Annotated in this window: 16 protein-coding genes; 5 read left to right on the plus strand and 11 right to left on the minus strand. The window is 72.8% G+C overall.

The features are described from left to right. Positions 1-229 precede the first annotated feature (229 nt). Positions 230-1,507 (plus strand): cyanophycinase, encoded by a 1,278-nt coding sequence (locus tag ABD946_RS35795; RefSeq protein WP_345289847.1) that lies wholly within the window; start codon positions 230-232, stop codon positions 1,505-1,507. 235 nt (positions 1,508-1,742) lie between these two features. Here ABD946_RS35795 and ABD946_RS35800 read toward each other — a convergent pair whose 3' ends face one another. Both ABD946_RS35800 and ABD946_RS35805 read right to left on the minus strand, forming a co-directional pair. Continuing rightward, positions 1,743-2,288, minus strand: coding sequence for a DUF4383 domain-containing protein (locus ABD946_RS35800; RefSeq protein WP_345289898.1), 546 nt, complete (start codon positions 2,286-2,288; stop codon positions 1,743-1,745). A gap of 108 nt (positions 2,289-2,396) precedes the next feature. Beyond that, a complete protein-coding gene (locus ABD946_RS35805; protein WP_345289848.1) occupies positions 2,397-3,851 on the minus strand; it encodes an aspartate ammonia-lyase in 1,455 nt (484 codons plus the stop codon). 395 nt (positions 3,852-4,246) lie between these two features. On the opposite strand from ABD946_RS35805, the gene ABD946_RS35810 reads away from it, so the two are divergent. Further along, on the plus strand, positions 4,247-5,059 hold the full coding sequence (locus tag ABD946_RS35810) for an ABC transporter substrate-binding protein (protein WP_345289849.1): 813 nt from the start codon (positions 4,247-4,249) through the stop codon (positions 5,057-5,059). Positions 5,060-5,144: 85 nt separating this feature from the next. Here the strand turns inward: ABD946_RS35810 and ABD946_RS35815 are convergent, their stop codons facing one another. From ABD946_RS35815 to sigK, 6 genes are all read right to left on the minus strand, one after another. Continuing rightward, a complete protein-coding gene (locus ABD946_RS35815) occupies positions 5,145-5,960 on the minus strand; it encodes an oxygenase MpaB family protein (protein ID WP_345289851.1) in 816 nt (271 codons plus the stop codon). A 95-nt stretch (positions 5,961-6,055) separates the two neighbouring features. Next, the gene (locus tag ABD946_RS35820) at positions 6,056-6,265 is read right to left on the minus strand and encodes a hypothetical protein (RefSeq protein ID WP_345289852.1); all 210 of its coding nucleotides are present in this window, start codon (positions 6,263-6,265) and stop codon (positions 6,056-6,058) included. Positions 6,266-6,286: 21 nt separating this feature from the next. Further along, the gene (locus tag ABD946_RS35825; RefSeq protein ID WP_345289853.1) at positions 6,287-6,580 is read right to left on the minus strand and encodes a DUF3040 domain-containing protein; all 294 of its coding nucleotides are present in this window, start codon (positions 6,578-6,580) and stop codon (positions 6,287-6,289) included. A gap of 344 nt (positions 6,581-6,924) precedes the next feature. Next, positions 6,925-7,971, minus strand: a complete 1,047-nt coding sequence (locus tag ABD946_RS35830) for a MerR family transcriptional regulator (RefSeq protein ID WP_345289854.1) — start codon at positions 7,969-7,971, stop codon at positions 6,925-6,927. 87 nt (positions 7,972-8,058) lie between these two features. Next, positions 8,059-8,544 (minus strand): DUF427 domain-containing protein, encoded by a 486-nt coding sequence (locus tag ABD946_RS35835; protein ID WP_345289855.1) that lies wholly within the window; start codon positions 8,542-8,544, stop codon positions 8,059-8,061. Further along, entirely contained in the window at positions 8,541-9,224 is a 684-nt protein-coding gene (gene sigK / locus ABD946_RS35840) for an ECF RNA polymerase sigma factor SigK (RefSeq protein ID WP_380150442.1), read from the minus strand. Before sigK ends, ABD946_RS35835 begins: the two co-directional genes overlap by 4 nt. 199 nt (positions 9,225-9,423) lie before the next feature. On the opposite strand from sigK, the gene ABD946_RS35845 reads away from it, so the two are divergent. The 3 genes from ABD946_RS35845 to ABD946_RS35855 all read left to right on the plus strand — a co-directional run bounded on the left by ABD946_RS35845 (position 9,424) and on the right by ABD946_RS35855 (position 11,307). Next, complete coding sequence (locus tag ABD946_RS35845) at positions 9,424-10,155, plus strand: YqjF family protein (RefSeq protein WP_345289857.1); 732 nt, start codon at positions 9,424-9,426, stop codon at positions 10,153-10,155. Positions 10,156-10,372: 217 nt separating this feature from the next. Next, positions 10,373-11,101 (plus strand): SDR family NAD(P)-dependent oxidoreductase, encoded by a 729-nt coding sequence (locus ABD946_RS35850; protein ID WP_345289858.1) that lies wholly within the window; start codon positions 10,373-10,375, stop codon positions 11,099-11,101. Then, a complete protein-coding gene (locus ABD946_RS35855; RefSeq protein ID WP_345289859.1) occupies positions 11,098-11,307 on the plus strand; it encodes a hypothetical protein in 210 nt (69 codons plus the stop codon). Before ABD946_RS35850 ends, ABD946_RS35855 begins: the two co-directional genes overlap by 4 nt. Before the next feature lie 28 nt (positions 11,308-11,335). Here the strand turns inward: ABD946_RS35855 and ABD946_RS35860 are convergent, their stop codons facing one another. From ABD946_RS35860 to ABD946_RS35870, 3 genes are all read right to left on the minus strand, one after another. After that, entirely contained in the window at positions 11,336-12,595 is a 1,260-nt protein-coding gene (locus ABD946_RS35860; protein ID WP_345289860.1) for an amidohydrolase, read from the minus strand. 120 nt (positions 12,596-12,715) lie between these two features. Then, complete coding sequence (locus tag ABD946_RS35865; protein ID WP_345289861.1) at positions 12,716-14,917, minus strand: vWA domain-containing protein; 2,202 nt, start codon at positions 14,915-14,917, stop codon at positions 12,716-12,718. A gap of 145 nt (positions 14,918-15,062) precedes the next feature. Then, the gene (locus ABD946_RS35870) at positions 15,063-17,174 is read right to left on the minus strand and encodes an MMPL family transporter (protein WP_345289863.1); all 2,112 of its coding nucleotides are present in this window, start codon (positions 17,172-17,174) and stop codon (positions 15,063-15,065) included. Positions 17,175-17,233 lie beyond the last annotated feature (59 nt).

The following is a 17,233-nucleotide window of genomic DNA, read 5'->3' on the forward strand; positions in this document are numbered from 1 at the left end:
GCGGCCCTCCGGCGGGAGGTTCGCTGATGAGCCATCAGATGGCCAAGCTTTCCCTTGGATCTCGCGTTACATCTTTCGAAAGTTCAACTGTGTATGTATGTTCCGTTCCTGCGCCTTGCAAGCTTCCCTCTCGTCTGGGCGCTCTTATCCGGCCCGGCCCCCACGCCCGGTCGTCCTCCTCTGCCGCCGCCCGCCCCCAGCGGGCGCGGCCTCCCCCACAGGAGCCCCCTTGAGCATCGCCATCCGCACCATCCGACGGCCCGCCGCCCTGCTCGGCACCGCTCTGCTCGCAGCCGCCCTCACGGCGCCCGCCGGCATCGCGCACGCGGCCGGCGCCACCCCGGGCACCCTCGTCCTGGCCGGCGGCGCGGTGGCCGCCACCAACTCGGCCGTCTACGGCACCTTCGTCACCAAGGCCGGCGGCGCCTCTGCCCGGATCGGCATCGTCACCGCCGCCTCCGACGTCCCCGCCAACGACCCCAACGCGAACGACCCCGCGACCTGCTCCAACTCCGTCTGCAACGGCACCTACTACGCCGACCTGCTCAAGAACAGCTACGGCGCGGCCGACGCCCAGTGGATCCCCATCGACCTCGACCACCTCGCCAACAGCTCCAGCCAGGCCGTCGTCGACCAGATCAACACCATGACCGGCTTCTTCTTCGGCGGCGGCGACCAGAGCCGCCTGGTCACCACCCTCATGAAGAGCGACAACTCCGACACCCCCGCCCTGGCCGCGATCCGCGCCAAGTGGGCCGCCGGCGCGGCCGTCATGGGCACCAGCGCCGGCACCACCATCACCAACGGGCGCGACATGGTCACCGGCGGGGAGAGCTGGGACGCCCTGCGCTACGGCTCCTACACCACCGTCAACACCAGCTACCCCGACGACCTCACCTACCGCCCCGCCGGCGGCTTCAACTTCTTCACCACCGGCCTGATCGACACCCACTTCGCCGCCCGCGGCCGCCAGGGCCGCATGGTCCGCCTCGCCGCCGACACCGGCCACAACCGCGCCTTCGGCATCGACGAGGACACCGCCCTCGTCGTCAACAGCCCCGGCACCGCCACCGAGAACGCGACCGTGGTCGGCACCAACGGCGTCTCCGTCCTCGACCTGCGCACCGCGACCGTGTCCACCCACAGCGGCTACTGGTCCGCCGACAACGTCAAGTGGTCCTACCTGACCAGCGGCGACACCTACAACCCCGCCGCCTGGACCACCACCAGCACCAAGGCCGGCTACGCGCCCACCACCGGCACCGTCGGCACCCGCTGGACCGACGTCTTCTCCTCCCCCAAGCCCGCCACCGCCCACCCGTACCAGATGGTCAAGATGGCCACCGAGCTGGTCAACGCCGGCCGCAGCACCACCCAGTACGGCATCAGCTACGAGAGCGGCCCCCGCTTCGAGGCCGACCTCACCAAGGGCACCGACTTCAAGGCCTGGAAGAGCGGCACCACCGTGACGTTCGCCAACCTCACCACCCACCTGTACGTCTACTGACGGCGCTTCATCGGCTCACGGCACAACGGGGAACGAAGCCGCCGTGCCGCGGCGGCCACGCCAGGGAGCCGGAGTCCGCGGAGCGGCGAAGGCGGCCGGCCTGCCGGGCGGATGGCGAGGTCCGAGTCTGCGGCGGCTGCAGTCGGCTCCCGTGACGAGTCCGGCCGGAGGCCTTCGGGTGGGTGCTTCACAGCGCCCACCCGAAGGGCTCCGGCCTTCTGCGTGCCCTGCTGTGTCAGCCGGGCCGGCTCGAAAGTCCCGTAGGGGTGACGTCCTGCACGGCAGCGAGCATCCCCGCCGCCACCTGTCGGCTGGCAGTGGCGTTGGGGTGACGCTGGCGCCAGTAGGGGTTGTCGAGCGGCAGCTTGCCGCTGACGCGCCCGTACATACCGAAGGTGGCGATCGCGAGGCCCATCACGAAGCTGAAGATGACGTTGGGGATCCGGAAGTCGAGGATGTTGGCTCCGGAGTCGAGCAGTGCGAGGTTCACGAAGCCGCTCAAGACGAAGAGCGTGCCCACCGTGATGTTGACCGTCGAGGCCGTGTTTCCGCCCTTGACGGCGCCGGCGATCAGGACCACGGCGGTGGCGATCGAGATCCAGCTCAGCAGTCCGTTGCTGGACAGTCCGGCGATGCGCTCACCGTTGGTGCTGAAGAAGGCCAGTCCGTCCGCCAGGCCGAGACAGCCGAAGACCAGGAGCGCGACGCCGCACAAGCTTGCACTCCAGCGGTAGACCTGGGCGAGCCGGTGGTCGACGGGGAGTTCGTCGCGAAGTTTCATGGCCTCGCTCCGTTCGGGTCGGTGCAGGGATCGGTTCGTGATTCGATCCTCTGCCGCCGAGGTGGCGTGACCCAGTTGCATCGCTTCTGCACCAAATGGGCTGGTCGATCACTGGGGTCCTGATGCAGCCGGTCGGCCGCCGACGAGGTTGCGGGGGTTGAGGAGGTCGTCAAGGACATCGGGGGGCAGTACTTGGGCCTCGCCGGCCACCTCGCGGACCGGACGGCGCTCCAGGGCCGCCTGGCGGGCGATGGAGGTGGCCTGGCGGTAGCCCACGGCCGGGTTGAGCGCGGTTGCCAGGACTGCGGATCCGCTGGCATAGGCGAGGGCGCGCTCCTCGGCGGCGTGGATGCCGCTGACACAGCGGTCTGCCAGCAGCAGGCAGGCAGCCCTCAGGTAGCGCAGCGCGGTGAGCAGGCTGTGGGCGATGAGCGGCTCGAAGGCGTTGAGCTGGAGCTGGCCGGCTTGAGCGGCGAGGGCGACGGTGGTGTCGGCCCCGATGGCTTCGAAGCACACCTGGGTGACGGCTTCCGGGATCACGGGGTTCACCTTGCCGGGCATGATGCTGGAGCCGGCCTGCATCTCGGGCAGTGCGATCTCAGCCAGTCCCGCGTGGGGGCCGGAGGCGAGCAGGCGCAGGTCGTTGCAGATCTTGACCAGGCGCAGGGCGAATCGGCGCTGGGCGCTGGAGACGTCGAGGAAGGCGCCGACTCCCTGGGTGGCTTCGATGAGGTCGCGTGCGGGCCGTATGGGCAGTCCGCTCAGGCGGGCGAGATGCTGGGCGCATGCGTGCGCGAAGCCAGGGTGGGCGTTGAGGCCGGTGCCGATCGCGGTGCCGCCCATGTTGACCTCACACAACCCCTGCGCGGCGCGCTCGAGGGTCGCGATGTCGTCGCGGATGCCGGTGCCGAAGGCCCCGAACTCCTGGCCGAGGGTCATGGGCACCGCGTCCTGCAGCTGGGTACGGCCGAGTTTGACGACGTCGTGGAAGGCTTGGGCCCGCTCGTTGAAGGCGTCGGCGAGCACGTGCATGGCACCGGCGAGGTTCTCGACGCCGGTGTGGAGGGCGAGCTTCACCGCGGTGGGGTAGGCGTCGTTGGTGCTCTGGCCGAGGTTGACGTGGTCGGTCGGGCTCAGGCGCGCGTAGGTGCCAAGTGGCTCGCCGAGGTGCTCGAGGGCCCGGTTGGCGATGACCTCGTTGGCGTTCATGTTGGTGGAGGTACCGGCCCCGCCCTGGAGGACGTCCACCTGGAAGTGGTCATGGAGCGCTCCGGCGCGGATCTCTTCGCAGGCGCGCACGATCGCGGCGCATCGCTCGAGGTCGAGCTCACCGAGGTCCTGGTTGGCGAGCGCGGCCGCCTGCTTGACCATGGCGATCGCGCTCACGAGTTCGGGGTGGGCGGCGACCGGCATGCCGGTGAGCGGGAAGTTCTCGACGGCGCGCAGGGTGTGGCTGCCGCTGTAGCTGCGCGCCGCAAGTTCGCGGGTGCCGAGCAGGTCGGCTTCGGTACGGACCGGAGTGCCGCCAGGGGTGCGTACCGCGCCGGAGGGTCGTGAAGGCATGGGGATCCCAAGGTCGGAGGGCGTGAACCAGAGGCAGTACTGAACGTTACAGTCGAGTCATTGCTAGCGCTATATGTAACGCCAAAGGAGGATGCTAAGTCCGCTTTTGCGCATTTCGTCGAGCCTGAGCCGCCAATCATGCACGTTGTCAAAACGTAACCGTTCATACAGATCGGCAGATACAGGCAAGTGTGTAATTTCTGTTTCGGCCGATCCAGTGACTGACGAAGGGCTCCCCCACGATGACTCGCCTGCGCCCCGCCCGGTGGCTCAACCCCGTCGCCGCAACCGCCTCCGCCGCCTGCCTGCTCGTACTGACCGGATGCGGCTCGACGCCCTCGCAGAGCCCGGCAAACCCCTCCATGCCTCCCTTCACCACGGTCAAGGGAGTCCCCGTGAGCGCGGATGCCGCCCTGGCGGCCAGAGTGCCGCAGTCCGTCAAGCAGGCCGGCAAGGTCCGCGTCGCCACCGACCTGCCCTACCCGCCGTTCGAGATGTACGTGTCCGAGGGCAGCAAGGAGATCACCGGCATCGACTACGACCTCGGACGGGCCATCGGCGCCCGGCTCGGCGTCAAGTTCGAGTTCACCGGGCAGAAGTTCGACGGGCTCCTGCCCGCGGTCCAAGCCGGCAAGTTCGACGCAGTCATGTCGGCGATGACCGACAAGAAGGAGCGGCAGCAGGCCGTCGACTTCGTCGACTACATCAACGCCGGCCCGGGCTGGCTCGTGAAGAAGGGCAACCCGGAGAACATCAAGGTCGTCACCGACGTGTGCGGCAAGAGCGTCTCGGTGCAGACCGGCACCAACCACCAGCGGATCCTCGAGCAGCGCCAAGAGCTCTGCAAGCAGGAGGGCAAGCCCGCCATCACGGTCCTCGCCTTCTCCAAGGACTCCGAGGCCCAGCTCGCGCTGCGGGCGGGGAAGGTCTCCGCTGACTTCCTCGACGAGGTGACCGCTGCCTACGTGGCGGACACCGCCGAGGGCGGCGCGGCCTTCGACACCGTGCGAGGAAAGGAGGCGGTCGGCCCCACGAGCGCATCCCCGATCGGCATCGGCGTCTCCAAGGACGTGCCGGGCCTGAAGGAGTCGATCCAGGCGGCACTGCAGTCGCTGATGGACGACGGTTCCTATCGCAAGATCCTCGAGGCCTACCACGTCCCGGGCATCGCGATCCCCAAGGCCACCATCAACGGCGCCTTGGACTGACACCCCCTCAGGGCCTCGTGCTCCTTGGGCGTGCACCGGCACGCAGGCGCTGTGCAAGCCCGTCACGGGTCGAGGGCCGAGCTGCTCAGCGAGTGCCGCCGGGCGGTGGCAGGAGCCAGCGGACCGCCCGCACCACCGCCGTGCCCAGCGGGCCGGCCGCCGCGTCGAAGGCCGCGGCGGTCGGCAGGCCCAGCAGGCGCCGGTGGCGGGGTTCGAGCAGCGCGAGGGCCGCCACGGCGAGCGCGCCATGGGCGGGACGGGCCAGGAGCGGGATCGGCGGGCGGAGCAGCAGGAACCGGGCTGCCCGTTCGGCGTCGGCGGTGGCGGCGAGTTCGGGGTCGTAGCTCCGGAGCAGCTCCGCCAGGGTGGTGCGGGTGCGGGGCGGGTCGGTGACGCCGAGGTCGGCGGCGATCTCGGCCATGTCGGCCACGTACGCCTCGCATCCGGCCGCGTCCAGCGGGGCTGCGCCGTAGCGCTGGTGGGCGCGCAGGAAGCAGTCGGTCTCGGCGGCGTGCACCCAGGCGAGCAGGTGGGGGTCGTCGGCCCGGTAGGCGAGGCCCGCGGGCGTCGTCCCGCGGATGCGGGAGTGGACGGCGCGGACCCGGGCGATCGCGGCCCGGGCGTCGTCGTCGGTGCCGAAGGTGGTGACGGCGAGGAAGGTGCTGGTCCGTTGGAGCCTGCCCCAGGGGTCGCCGAGGTAGCCGGAGTGGCCGGCCACCGCGGCCATGGCCGCCGGGTGCAGGGACTGGAGCAGCAGGGCCGCGAGTCCCCCCGCGAACATCGCCGCGTCGCCGTGCACCACCCGGATCGCCCGGCCCGGGCCGAACCGACGCGGTCCAGGGGCGTGGTGGATCCGCTCCCGTACCGCGGGGCCGTCGGGCCCGGCGATCCGGGCGAACAAGGCCTCGCCGAGCCGTCTGTGACAACCGGTGAGACGCGGGACGGCGGTGAGGTGCGCAGTGCCTCCGGCGGAGGGGGCCGAAGGGTAGGGCGGCGTCATCCCGCGACGCGTCCGATCGCGAAGGCGGCGAGCGTGAGCGCCATCAGGAGGATCACGGCCACCGGGATCCACCCCGGCCAGGCGTCGTGGAGCTCCACGCGCTCGGGCACCGAGATCGCGTGGGTGGTCGATGCCTCGCATTCGGGCGTCTCGGTGGGGACCGGGCCGAGGGCGGGCTTCGGGGTCACGGGCTGGTCAGCGGACATGGTCGCTCCTCGGGGAACGTGTCAGAAGAGGCAGAGGCCGCCGAGCCGCCGCCAGGCGGCGCCGAGGGCCAGGGTTGCGGGTGCGGCTGCGACGGCGGCCCAGGGGCTGACCGTGCAGGCGGTCACCACCGAGGCGAAGGTCAGGACGGCCGCCAGCGTCACCAGCAGGGCGAGGGCGCGCGGCCGCCACAGCCACAATCTCGCCCGGGTGGTGCGTCGCCGCAGCATCCGGTTCAGCCCGGGGTCACTGGCGGCCAGGACACGCTCGATCTCGTCCGCGAGCGTCGCCTCCCAGTCGTTCAGGGGATGCGTCATGGCTTTCCACCTCCGCCTCCTACGGTCACGTGCGACGCACCGCGAAGCTCGTTGCAGCGTTCGCGCAGCGGTCTTGGGGGGTGATGGCGGGACAGGAGCGGCTGATCCGAAGCGCGCTCTGGCAGAGGACAGACGGAGCGTCAGGACGGGGATCGGGACGACGAGGCGCCGGTGCAGCCCCGGTGGCGCGGGAGTGACGCCGCATCATCTCTCGTAGGTGAGGACGTCGGGGCCGCCGATGTCGAAGCTGCGGTTCAGCTCGGCAGGCAGGCAGCACCGACCAGGTGGTGCAGGACGTCGCGGACAGCGCAGCGGCTCGGGTGTTCCGACTGCTCGCCCCACCGTCAGCGAGGCACGGGGTGGCCCGGCTTCCTGGCCGCGCCCTCGAGCAGGTCGACGGCGGCCTGCAGGGTACGGGGGCAGAAGGTGCCCGGCGGTGGTCCCTGGCGGACCCAGCCGGGCCCGGCCGTCACCACGAGGGAACCGGTGCGGGAGCCGCGCGGCCCCCAGGTCGCGGCGGCGACCTGGCGGGCGAGCTCCCGGTCGGCGGTGCGGTGGTCCTGGGACCAGATCATCACGACGCCGGGGCCGATCCGGTGGACGGCGTCGAGCAGGGCGCGGGGCGGAACGGCACCACCCAGCATGCGGAAGGGGATGGCCCGTTCGGTCAGCGCCGCCGCGGTGGCCTCCAGCGGAAGGGTGTGCTGCTCACCGGGCCCCGCGGCCAGCAGCACCGGGCGGGTGGAGGTGGCCGGGAGTGCGGCGATCGCCGCCTCGCGCAGGACGCTGGAGACGTGCCAGGACAGCAGGTGCTCGACCTCGACGTACTGCTCGCCGTCCACGGCCCACTTGCGGCCGGCAGCGCGCAGGGCCGGCATCATCACCTCGGTCCAGGCCTCGATGACGCCGAGCGCCGCGATGGACTCGCGCAGGATCCTGACGGTCTCCGCCGCGTCGAGGCGCACCGCCGCCCGGGCCAGCCCCCGGCATTCGGGGCGCACCGTCCCCACCCGCAGGGCCCGGCCGCCGCTGGCGCCGGCGCCGGGGTGCTCCGCTGCGGGGGCGGGCTCCCTCCCTGACGCGGGGGCGTCACGGTCCTCCGCGTCGCGGCCGGCCAGCGCGGCCCTGGCGGCCTCGGCGGGCGGGACGCCACGGGCGGTGAGGTGACACATCGTCTCCAGCACCGCGATGTCACGAGGGCTCCACCGGCGGTGGTGGCCCGCTTCGCGGTGGGCCGGACCGATGCCGTAACGGCGCTCCCAGGAACGGACGGTGGTCGGTGACACGCCGAGGGTCTGCGCGACCGCACCGGTCGGCAAGCCCGCCTCCTCGACCGAGTCGGGCCCGGGCGAGAGGACGGGGGTTTCACGGACGGGCGATGAGGGCGTCATCGCGGGTACCTCCTCGACGCGGAGCTGGATGCGTGACCGTGTGACGTGCGGCAGGCGCGGGCCGGGTGCTCCCGCTCCGGTCAGGGATCACCAGTGCGATGTCCCGGGGGCTCCTTTGAAGGGGCCGGAGATCTCGCTGGTGATCCAGCCTCCGTAGAAGGCGCCGTCCTGCGGCCGGACCGTCTCGCCGTCCACGGTGCAGCGGTCCACCTGGCCGGGGTAGAAGGCGAAGGCGCCGCGCAGCTCCCGGTAGCCCGGCAGCGGTTGCGGGTAGCTCCAGGCCGCACGGGCCGCACGGCGCTCCCCCACCGACAGGTCCCAGTAGCAGGCCAGACCTTTCCACTCACACACGCTCGCCCCGCCGGAGGGGGTGAGGAGGTCGACGGCGACATCGGCGGCGGGGATGTAGAAGACCGGTGGGTGGCTCGTCTCCAGCACTCTCATCGCGGACCTGGTCGAGGCGATCAGCCGGTCGGCGAACCAGACCTCGACCACCCGGCCGGAAGCGGTCTCGACGGCCGGTGGCCTCGGGTAGTCCCACACCGACTCGCGTACGGCGCGCTGATCGGTCATCGCTCTCCTCCTGCCCGTCGCAGACGGCTCGCGTCCACCTCGGCCCGCCGGGATGCGTCGTCGGGCTGGACGGTGGCCAGTCCCATCGCGTTGCGCAGCCGTATCAGCCCGTCGCGGATGCGGGTCTTCACGGTGCCGAGCGGGACGTGGGTCAGATCGGCGATCTCCCGCTGGGTGTAGCCGCCGTAGTAGGCCAGGACCACGGCCTCGCGCTGGACCTCGCTGAGGCCGCGCAGTGCGGTGCGCACCCGGGCCTGCTCGAGGGAGCCCAGCACGCGGTCTTCCAGGGGCTCGCTGTCCGCGGGGTCCTGTCGGGCGGCCCGGTCGTCCCGCTCGCCCGCGGCCCTGACCGAACGCACCCGGTCCACCGCCCGGCGGTGCGCGATGGTCAGCGCCCAGGTGGTGACGGAGCCGCGTTCGGGGCGGTACGCGGACGCCGTCCGCCAGATCTCGAGCAGCACCTCCTGTGCCACCTCCTCGGCCTGCGCCCTGTCGCGCAGGGTGCGCAGCGCGACGCCGTACACCGCCCCGGAGATCGCTTCGTAAACACCCTCGAACGCACCCCGATCTCCCTCGGCCACGCGCTGCAGCAGCACCGGCAATGGCTCGGACGCCCACTCGGTGCCCGAGTGGCTGGCGCGGAGGGCACGGGTTCGAAGATTCACACCGTCACCGTGCATCGTTTCCGCTCCCCAGGCGCACTTGCAGCGTTTGTGCAACGCCTGGTGGCCAGGGGCGCGAGGTCCCCGCCACCGCTGCCCGTGCGGCACGTCGGGCGTGCAGCGCCGACCGCCGACCTGGTGATGCATCACCGATGCACATCCCGCTCACCACGACAGCGGAGGCAACCTGGCAGCCCGACGGCGAGCAGGAGGAACGATGATCATCGAGCCGGTCACACCACGGACGACGAGGCCCGTGCACCGCCCCGTGCTGTCACAGTTCTGGCGCCACCTGCTCTTCGTCCACTGGCCCGTGAACCCGGCGGCCGTCGCACCGCTGCTGCCACCGCACGTGCGGCCCGACGTGTGGAACGGAACCAGCTGGGTCGGTCTCGTGCCGTTCCGGATGGAGCGCCTCGGCCTCGGCCGGGGCCCGGGCCTGCCCTACCTGGGGACGTTCCCGGAGGTGAACGTCAGGCTCTACTCCGTCGACCGGCAGGGACGGCGCGGCGTCGTCTTCCGGTCCCTGGAGTGTCCTCGGCTGGCAGCCGTCCTGGCAGCCCGCGCGACGCTGTCCCTGCCCTACCGCTGGTCCTCCACCCACCTGAGCGTCGACGGCGACTCCTACTTCATGGCCACCCGGGCCCACCCTCCGTCGCCCGCCGGGACCGGTTGTGTGCTGACCGCGCGCACCGGGAAGCAGCTCCTGGCCCCCGGCCCGCTGGCCGACTTCCTGACCGCGCGCTGGGGCCTGCACACCCGGGTCGGCGGCCGCACCGTCTACCTGCCCACCGACCATCCGGCCTGGCCGCTGTACGAGGCACGCCTCGGTGGCCTCTCCGACGGCCTGGTCCGCGCTGCGGGCATCACGGTACGAGGAGCACCCACCAGTGTCCTCTACTCACCCGGCGTACCCGTGCGCTTCGGCAGGTGGCAGACCGTCGACTGATCCGCCGCAGCGCGGTACGCGACGGTCCCGGGCGAGGCAATCCGCCAGTGCCTTCCGGTTCGAACCACAACGGACCGGCAGCCGGCCGTCCGGCACGGGTGGGAGGAATCCATGATCAGCGTGCAGCGCACGCCGGCCCCGTGCGCGCCGCGACGTGACTCCGAGGAGCCGGGCCGGTCGGCCCGGCTCCTCGCACGGAACACCGGAGGTCGTTCTCGTGGAGATCAAGAACCTGAAGCTCCTGGTGGTCGGAGCGTCCGGCGTCATCGGCGGCGAACTGGCAGCGGCAGCCGCCGCACGGGGCGCGCACGTGGCGGTCGCCGGGCGTGACCCCCAGCGTCTCGCACAGGCAGCCGGACGAGCCCGTGCCGGCACCGGTGACGTCTTCGACGCCTACGACCTGGAGGCCTGCCGTGCTTTGGCGGCGAACGCGTCCGAGCGGCTGGGCGGCCTGGACTCCGTCCTGGTGGCCATCGGCGCGGTGGCGTTCGGCGCCTGTGCCCAGCTGGGTCCGGAGGTGGAGGAGCACCTGATGACCGTCAACGCCCTCGCCCCCATGGCGGTACTCGCAGGCGCGCTCCCCCTGCTCGGCCCTGGCCGCTCCGCCGGGGCGATCACCGGCGTGATCGTCGACCACCCGCTCGTGGGCACCGCCGCCTACCGGGCATCGAAGGCCGCGCTGTCGGCCTGGCTGGACACGGCACGCGCCGAACACGCGGGGCGGGGCGTCGCGGTCCTGGACGCACGCCTGCCCCACCTCGACACCGGCTTCGCCGGCCGGGCCGTGGCCGGCACCGCTCCCACGCTCCCGCCCGGAGCCGACCTGCACCGCTGGGTCGGAGCCGTTCTGGACGCACTCGTCGACGGGACGGCCGTGCTGACCCCGCACGGCCCGCACGGCGAACCCTCGGCCCGCGCCTCCGCGGCTCCCCGGGGTGTCCGGTGAGCCCCCACCGCGCGCCGCAGCCACCCGCCGACGACCTGGTCGAGCGCTTGCGCCTCGCCGTCGCCGCCGCGGACGCGGAGCTCGTCGAAACCCTGCTGACGGTCCTCGAACTCACCGCCGACGAGACGATGCTGCGACGCCTCGAAGCGGCGATGCGCGAGCAGACGCCGGGCCACGGCTCCGCCACCGGACGACGCAGCCGTTGACCGACCCGCGCGACGGGGCCGGGGCTCCTCAGTCCGGCGCCCCGAGGAAGGCCAGCGCTCCGAGCACCATGGCCGCCACACCGGTGTCCAGCGTCGGCTGGATGACGGGAGCGAACGCGGGCGAGTGGTTGGACGGCAACCCGGCCAGGGCCTCCTCCAGCGACCGGCCCGCGAACGCGGCGGGGTCGCTCCCCCCGAAGAACCAGTAGCCGCAGGCGGCACCGGCGGCCTTGACGAGTTCGGAGGCGTCCTCACTGCCGGGCTGCGGCCCAGGGTCCAGCAGACGCTCGGCCCCGAACACCGCGGCGAAGGCCTCGCGCAGCCGTGCCACGGCCGCCGGAGAGTTCACCACGGCGGGGAACGAGTGCTGCACCTCCACCTCGGGTGGACGGGGTGCCGCCGAGGCGGCGGCCTCCGCCTCGGCGATCCGGGCGATGCCGTCCAGGGCCCGGCGGCGCACGGGCTCGGTGAAGCTGCGCACCGACAGCAGCAGCTCGGCACGGTCCGCGATGACGTTGCCCGCCGTCCCGGCGTGGACCGCACCGACGGTGACCACGGCGGCCTCGGTGGCGGCGACGGTCCGGGAGACGATGGTCTGCAGGCGCAGGACGGTGGTGGCCGCCATCACCACCGGGTCGACGGTCGTCTCGGGCCGGGAGCCGTGGCCGCCCCGGCCGTGCAGGGTGATCCTCAGACCGTCGCTGGCGGCCAGGGCGGCTCCTTCGGAGAGCCCGATCCAGCCGGCGGGCGCGGGAGCGAGGTGCTGGGCCAGCAGGACGTCCGGCTTCGGGAAGCATCGGAACAGCCCGTCCTCGACCATGGCCCGGGCGCCCTTGCCGAGCTCCTCGGCGGGCTGGAAGACGGCGAGCACGGTGCCCCGCCAGGCGGCGCGGTCGGAGTCGAGCAGGTCGAGGGCGCCCAGCAGGCAGGTGACGTGCATGTCGTGGCCGCAGGCGTGCGCGACGGGAGTGGTGCGGCCGTCGGGGCCGGTCACACGGACGGTGGAGGCGTACGGCAGTCCGGTGCGCTCCTCCACCGGCAGCGCGTCCATGTCGGCGCGGAGCATCACCACGGGGCCCGGTCCGTTGTCGAGGCGGGCGACGACGCCGGTGCCTCCGACGCCCTCGACCACCTCCCAGCCGCGCAGCCCCCGCAGCCGGCCGGCGACCAGGGCGGCCGTGCGGTGCTCTTCGAAGGAGAGCTCCGGATGGGTGTGGAGGTCACGGTAGAGGTCCTCGAGGCCGGAGCGGATCCGGTCCAGCCCGGCCTGCAGATGGGTGGGGAACATGGTCGTGCCTCCTCCGTCGGGGGCCCGTCACCGCTAGGGGCGCGGGCGCGGACCAGTCGGCCGGTGCGGCGGCCGGGTCGTCACTCGAGGTGCTCTGCGAAGCGCCGGCGCCGGCGGCGGTCACCGGCTCCGGCGACGGCGGGCGGCGGCCACGGCGAGGACGGTCGTGCCCAGAGCGCTCGCTCCCGCAGCCCAGCCGAGCAGGCCCGTGAGACCCTGCGCCCCGGTCGCGGGGAGGGTGGTCACGGGGCCGGTGGTGCCGGGCGGGGGTACGGGGCCGTCCGACGGCCCGGGCCCCGGCAGCGAGGGAGACGGATCCGGTGCGGGCTCTCCGGGGCCGGGCGGGGGCGCGGGGGCCTCCGCGCACTCGACCTCGTTGGTGACCTCCGCCGTGAGGTGATCATCCGTCAGTTCGGCGGTGTACGGCAGGGCTCGGTCCACCGTCGCGCCGTCGAGTCCGCTGAGGCGGGAGGAGACCAGGGCGCAGCCGGGGCGGGTCACCGTGGTGCTCTCGGAGACGGTGGCCCGGTCGCCGACCCGGTAGCCCGGCCGGGGACGGCCCCAGGGCTGTGGGGTGGCGCCGGCCCCGTCGGGTCCGGTGAGGGTGAGGATGGCGGCGAGGCCCTCGGGCTGGCGCCCGTCGGGGAAGCGCACGCCGTCCACCAGCCACTGCTTGGTCACCGTGACATCGGCCGCCAGGACGGGCCTGTTGTGCACCAGGCAACTGACGGCCTGGGTGCTGGGCACCGTGACGGTGAACGCGGCGCCCCCGGTCGGACCGTCGGCGACGGGGACGGCCTGCCCGGTGTTGAGGTTGGTGCACACCGCGTTGTGGCCGCCCTGGGTCACCAGTTCGTGCCCCGGCTGCTGGACTTCGGCGATGCTCACCGCGCCGCTGGTGGTCGTGGTGAAGACCGGCTGGAAGGCGACCGAGCCGGTGCCGTCGTCGGAGGTGGCCTTGGTGTCGGGCAGGCCGCCGATGCCAGGGTCGTCGGTGGTGGCGGTGAAGGTCCAGCCCGCACCGGCGTTGACGGATCCAGTGACGTCCTCGCCCCGGTTGCCGGCCGGGACGATCTGCTTGACCACCGAGAGGCTCCCCTGGCAGCGGGTCAGCGCCAGGTCGTGCAGGTCCCGTCCGGCCGCCTCGAAGTCGGCGGTCTGGAAGTGGTCGGCGCGCGTCAGGTTGGTGCCGTCGTAGAGCGTCGGGCCGGACAGGGCGCGCAGGTTGAGGCCGGAGACGCCCTCGACGCCCTTGCCGACGCCGAGCGCGATCACCCGGGCGCCGGTCGCCTTGACGGCGTTGGCCGCGAAGACGCCGTTCTCCACGTCCCGGAAGTGGGTCCTGGACCCGTCGCCCTCGGCCCCTTCCCCGAACCGGGTCGGGTTCCCGTCGGTGATCACCACCACCACCTCGTACCGCTGCGCGGCGGCGGCCACCGCGCCCAGGCCTTGGTCCCAGTTGGTGCCCTTGCCGAGCGCCCAGGGCGCGTAGAGCGCCTTGAAGGCGTCCGCCCCGGCCTTGGTGGAGACCGGCCGCAGCTCGGGGTGGTTGTCGGCCACGCTGGAGGCGGGGGACGCCTGGTCGAAGGAGAACAGCGCCATGCGGGACGGCGTCCCGGTGAGCGCGTCGGTGAAGGTGTCGGTGGCGGCCTTCAGCTGGGGCAGCGCGCTGCCCACCGAGGCGGACAGGTCGAGCACCACCGCGACGTCCAGTCCGCAGCCCACCGCCGGCAACGGGTTGGTCCGGGAGGACTGCCAGACCCCTCCGGAGGCGGTGTAGTTGGTGCCGAAGGTGTCGCTGGCCATGAAGCCGTCCGGGCCGGTGTCCAGCGAGGAGTAGGTCCGCCCGGCGGCAAGCGCGGGCGTTCGGAAGGCGTACGGCGAGGCGGTCGAGTCACTGCCGCTGCCCGGCCCGGTCCGCAGCGCGGGGTTGGTGAACCAGCCCGCCGGGACCCCGTCCGGGAGCTGCCGCACCCAGTACCGCGCCCCGGCGTTCGCTCCGCCGGCGCCGGTGTCCGGCACGCTGAAGGAACAGTCCCCGTCGGCGTCGGCCGTGCACACGCCCCAGGCCGGGTCCACCGGAGCGGCCGAGTCCACGGCCGCGTACAGGCCCAGCCGCACCCCCGCCAGCGGGGTCTCCACCAGGTCGCGGATGCGGTCCCCGCCGGTGCGCACCGTCACCACCGAACCGCCCGGCCCGGCCGTCGGCACCGCACGGCCCGCCGGGGGCACGGCGGGCGCGGCCGCGGCGGCCAGGGCGGAGGCGGCGATCAGCAACGCGGGCAGGGCACGGGGGAAGCCGAGCGGGGAGTCGAGAGGCACCAGGCGATTCTCACCCGGAAGCCCGATGAATCAGGTGATATCAGGTCATAGGCGCGTCAACCGGGGCGATCTGAGTGCGGGTCAGCCGGCGCGGCCCGGGTCCGTCCGGCCGGGGGCGGACCCGGGCACGGGGCGCAGTGGTCGGTCAGTGTGGTGGTTGCGGGATGCTGGGGGCCGAGGTTTCGGGGCGGCTCGGCCACCAGAAGTGACGCCCGGTCAGCAGGACGAGGGCGGGCACCAGGACGGTGCGGACCAGGAGGGTGTCGAGGAGTACGCCGACGCCGACGATGACGCCGATCTGGGTGAGCGTGATCAGGGGAAGGACTCCGAGGACGGCGAAGACCGCGGCCAGCAGGATGCCGGCGCTGGTGATGACCCCGCCGGTGGATGCCAGGGCCCGCAGGACGGCGCTTCGGGTGTCGTGGCCGCCGAGGGTGTCCTCGCGGGTGCGGGCGATGAGGAAGATGTTGTAGTCGACGCCGAGCGCGACGAGGAAGAGGAAGGAGAGCAGCGGGACGTTGGTGTCCAGGGCGGGGAAGTCGTAGACGGTGCGGAAGAGGATCCAACTGGCGCCGAGTGCGGCGAAGTAGGAGGCGATGACGGTGGCGATGAGCAGCAGGGGCGCCACGATCGCGCGGAGCAGTACCGCGAGGACGAGAAGGACGATGCCGAGGACCAGGGGGACGACGGTGCGGGTGTCGTGCTCGTTGGCGCGTGCGGTGTCGAAGGCTTCGGCGGTCTCTCCGCCGACGAGGGCGTTGGCGGCGGGCAGTTGGGCGAGGGCTGAGCGCAGGCGCTCGATGGTGCGGTCGGACTCGCCGGTGCCGGGTTCGGCGGTGAGGACCGCTTGGGCGGTGGCGTAGCGGTCGGTGGTGGCGGCGGGGGTGACGGAGGCGACGCCGGGTACGGAGCGCGCCGCTGTGATGACCTGGTCCGCGGCGGCCGGGTCGGCGATGACGGTCAGGGGTGCTGCGGTGCCGGCGGGCTGGACGGCGGCGAGGGTGCGCTGGCCGAGGACGGCGTCGGGGGTCTTGCGGAAGGCGTCGGCCTGGGAGAGGCCGGTCTGCACTCCGAGTGCTCCGGCGGCGAGGGCGAGCAGCACCGCGGTGCCGGCGACGGCTGTCCGGGCGGGGCGCTTGGCGACGGCGGCCCCGATGCGTGACCACAGGCCGTTGCGGTCGGCGGTGAGCGGTTCTCCGACCTTGGGGACGAGCGGCCAGAACAGCCAGCGTCCCGGCAGGACGAGGGCGGCGGGCAGGACGACGAGGCCGAAGAAGACGGCCGTGACGATCCCGACGGCTCCGGCGAAGCCCAGGCCGCGGTTGCCGGTGAGCTCGGCCGCGAGGAGGGTCAGCAGGCTGAGCACGACGGTGGTGCCGCTGGCGAGCACGGCTGGCGCGGTGCCGCGCCACGCCCGGGCCATCGCGGTGAACCGGTCCTCGGTGAGGTGGAGTTCGTCCCGGTAGCGGGAGACCAGCAGGAGTGCGTAGTCGGTGCCCGCGCCGAAGACCAGGACGGACAGGATCCCGGCGGCCGAGGCGTCGACGTCCACGCCCGCGTGCGGTGCGAGGGCGCCGACCAGGATTCCCGCCACGCGGTCTCCGGCTCCCACCACCAGCAGGGGGACCAGCCAGAGGATCGGGCTGCGGTAGGTGACCAGCAGGAGCACGGCGACGACCGCGGCCGTGGCGAGCAGGAGGTTGGTGTCGGCTCCGGCGAAGATCTGCGCGACGTCGGCCCTGAAGGCCGGCGCCCCGGTCACCTCGGCTTTCAGGGGAGCGGGGAGGTCGGCGGAGGCGAGCTCGCGGATCCGGTCGACGGCCTGGGTGTTCTGCTCGTCGCCCGCGTCGGTGCGCAGCAGGACGGCGACGGTGGCGACCTTGCCCTGGACGGTTTCCGGTCGGGCTGCGTCGGGGGCCAGGCCGAGCTTGCCGAGCGCCTCGGCGCGTGCGCCGATCCAGGCCTGCTGAGTGTCCGTCAGGGGGCCGGAGTCGGTGTTGCTGTAGACGACGATGGCGGGTGCCGCGGCACCGGAGGGGAGGGTCTTGACGATGGCCGCGGCCCGGGCGGACTGGGACTCGGCGGGAAGGCCGGTGCCGGTGGCCTCGGTGGTGGTGGCGTCGGCGGGGCCGAGTGCGAAGGCGGCGGCGAGTCCGAGCAGGGTGAGCAGGAGTACGAGCCAGGCACTGGTACGCGGCCGGGCCGGGAATCGGGGAGGGGCTGGCCGCTGGAGTGAGCCGGATGGACGCGGGAACACGGGATGGACCCTCACAGGGTAGTTAAGTTACTTAGCTACTTTCACCGTGTCAGAATGTC

It is taken from the genome of Kitasatospora albolonga, assembly GCF_039535905.1.
Classification (GTDB): Bacteria; Actinomycetota; Actinomycetes; order Streptomycetales; family Streptomycetaceae; genus Kitasatospora; species Kitasatospora albolonga.

Coding starts and splice junctions, on each gene's coding strand:
- ABD946_RS35830 (WP_345289854.1), bottom strand. CDS start 7,971: ATGACGCCCTCATCGCCCGTCCGTGAAACCCCCGTCCTCTCGCCCGGG.
- ABD946_RS35860 (WP_345289860.1), bottom strand. CDS start 12,595: ATGTTCCCCACCCATCTGCAGGCCGGGCTGGACCGGATCCGCTCCGGC.
- ABD946_RS35825 (WP_345289853.1), bottom strand. CDS start 6,580: ATGACGCATCCCCTGAACGACTGGGAGGCGACGCTCGCGGACGAGATC.
- ABD946_RS35805 (WP_345289848.1), bottom strand. CDS start 3,851: ATGCCTTCACGACCCTCCGGCGCGGTACGCACCCCTGGCGGCACTCCG.
- ABD946_RS35835 (WP_345289855.1), bottom strand. CDS start 8,544: ATGACCGATCAGCGCGCCGTACGCGAGTCGGTGTGGGACTACCCGAGG.
- ABD946_RS35820 (WP_345289852.1), bottom strand. CDS start 6,265: ATGTCCGCTGACCAGCCCGTGACCCCGAAGCCCGCCCTCGGCCCGGTC.
- ABD946_RS35800 (WP_345289898.1), bottom strand. CDS start 2,288: ATGAAACTTCGCGACGAACTCCCCGTCGACCACCGGCTCGCCCAGGTC.
- ABD946_RS35845 (WP_345289857.1), top strand. CDS start 9,424: ATGATCATCGAGCCGGTCACACCACGGACGACGAGGCCCGTGCACCGC.
- sigK (WP_380150442.1), bottom strand. CDS start 9,224: ATGCACGGTGACGGTGTGAATCTTCGAACCCGTGCCCTCCGCGCCAGC.